The sequence below is a fragment of the Longimicrobium sp. genome (genome assembly GCA_036389135.1).
In the GTDB taxonomy this organism is placed as follows: domain Bacteria; phylum Gemmatimonadota; class Gemmatimonadetes; order Longimicrobiales; family Longimicrobiaceae; genus Longimicrobium.
The window spans coordinates 1-1,827 of the sequence record DASVQP010000118.1 but is presented as its reverse complement, the minus strand read 5'-3'; the positions used below and the strand labels follow the sequence as shown (position 1 = coordinate 1,827).

Annotated in this window: 1 protein-coding gene; it reads right to left on the bottom strand. The window is 69.6% G+C overall.

Annotated elements, in window-relative coordinates:
• On the bottom strand, positions 1-1,827 hold a 1,827-nt coding region (locus VF584_24130; protein ID HEX8213286.1), incomplete at both ends, for an MG2 domain-containing protein.

Sequence of the window (1,827 nt, the reverse complement as noted above, 5' to 3'; positions counted from 1 at the left end):
CGAGCGGGTGAGGTCCGCGTGCTCAAGCCCGGCCCTGCCCTCACCCTCTATGCGCCGAAATGCGGCGTCCACGGCGGGGCCTGAAGACAGCCGGGCTGCGGAAAGCGCGACCCCCTGTGCCGTCTCGCCCGGCGCGGAGGGTAGGTCCTGGGCTATCTGCGCGAGGGCCGAGAGCAGCGACGTGGAAACGCGAATCTCCAGCTCCACGCCGTCCTGCCGCAATCCGGTGGGTACGTGCACTTCTACCTGCTGCTCGCCGGAGAGCAGGCCCGAAAAATGAGTGGTGGTGTCCGTGCCGCCGCTCGTCGCCAGCACCGGAAATGCCCCCGCGATGGGGCCGTTCGCCCCTGATACCAGCTTGAAGTTGATAGCTGACGCGCCCACCGAGGCCGCGCCGTACCGCCATTCGAGCTTGCCCCAACCGCCCGGTGCTAGATACGCGCTCTGCGATTCGGGGCCTTCCCTCACCAGGCCGCCGTCCGTGGCCGCGTTGAGGCTGGCGTTTACCGCGCCGCCGGTGGGGTTGTGCAGCACCACCGAGACGGTCTGTGCTTTACCGCTTTCCAACTGAGCCGGGGGCGGCAATTGCATGGCGGGGCCGGGTTCCACCCTCAGTATGGTGGAGGCGCGGGTGTACACCCCGTCCTGCGTGGCAGCCTCGGCCATGACGTACCAGAGGCCCGGCTCGATTGGGGCTTGCAGGGTGGTGGAGGTCGCGCCCGCGGCTGAGAGGGCCAGGGTGGGTTCCCAGCCCCGCGCGGCCTGCGGCGTGGTGCCGCCCATCCTGCGCAGCCACAGGGAGGCCACGGCTGGCATTGGCTGGCCCTCCGGGTCGAGCAGCGACAAGCTCAGGGGCACCTGCTGGCCGGGCGAGACCCTCGCAGGCGAAACGACCCGCAACGTCACATCGGTGCTCTCCCCAACGTCGAGCCGCAGTCGCCGCGTCATGCCCGTGCCCGCGCGCGCCAGGACGAGGCTGCCGCCCGCATAGCTGCCCGGCAGGCTGACCGTGGCATCCCGCAACGCGGCGAGGGGTATAAGCTCTGCCGTCGTCTCGCCGCCGGGAGCGCGCGCGGCCACGAGCAGGTCGCCGGTGCCCGCTTGTTCTGCCTCGCCGTCAAGCTGCACCAGGCGCACGGCTATAGTGCCGTCCTGCCGGGGACGCGCTATGGCTACGAGGCCCATCAGGGGCGCGACTAGCTGCGGTAGCTCTATGCGGGGCGTGTTGTCCGGCGCGAAATCGAGGTACTGCCTGCCGGAGCCGCTCCTGCCGTTCAGCCTCGCTTCGACGTTCACGTAGAGGCCCGGCTCGTTGTAGAGGGCGGTCCAGCCTGGCAGCGGCAAGCTGAAAGTGGCCCGGCCACTGGCGTCCACCGTGGCCGATACCGGCTCCGAGGCCCAGCTATCGCCCTCGATGCCGAGGGTAGCGGTAATGGTAGCGCCGTTGGCGGCCCTGCCCCCATCGCCCAGCACGCTCACCGTGCGGGTTATAGCCAGGCCCGTGGGCGACGTGTACTCGCGTGCAGGCGCTATGTAAACGCTCAGCGTATCGTTGCGCGGCTGCACTACCTGCACCGGGAAGCTGTGTTGCGCGCCGTTTGCCTGCACCTGCAAGCTGTAAGTGCCGGGCCGCGCCCGGGGCGAGAGGGTGAAGTTACCGGCCACGCCACCCACGCCATCGGGCCGTAGGGTGAGGGACGACAGCGCGGCCCCCTCCGGCGTCTTTTGCTGCACTATCACGTCCTGTTCGACGCTGGGCGTGGCGGCAGACGACACGGACGTCACGCGCAACAGCACGCGGAAATTGACCGCCTGGCCGGGCAGGTA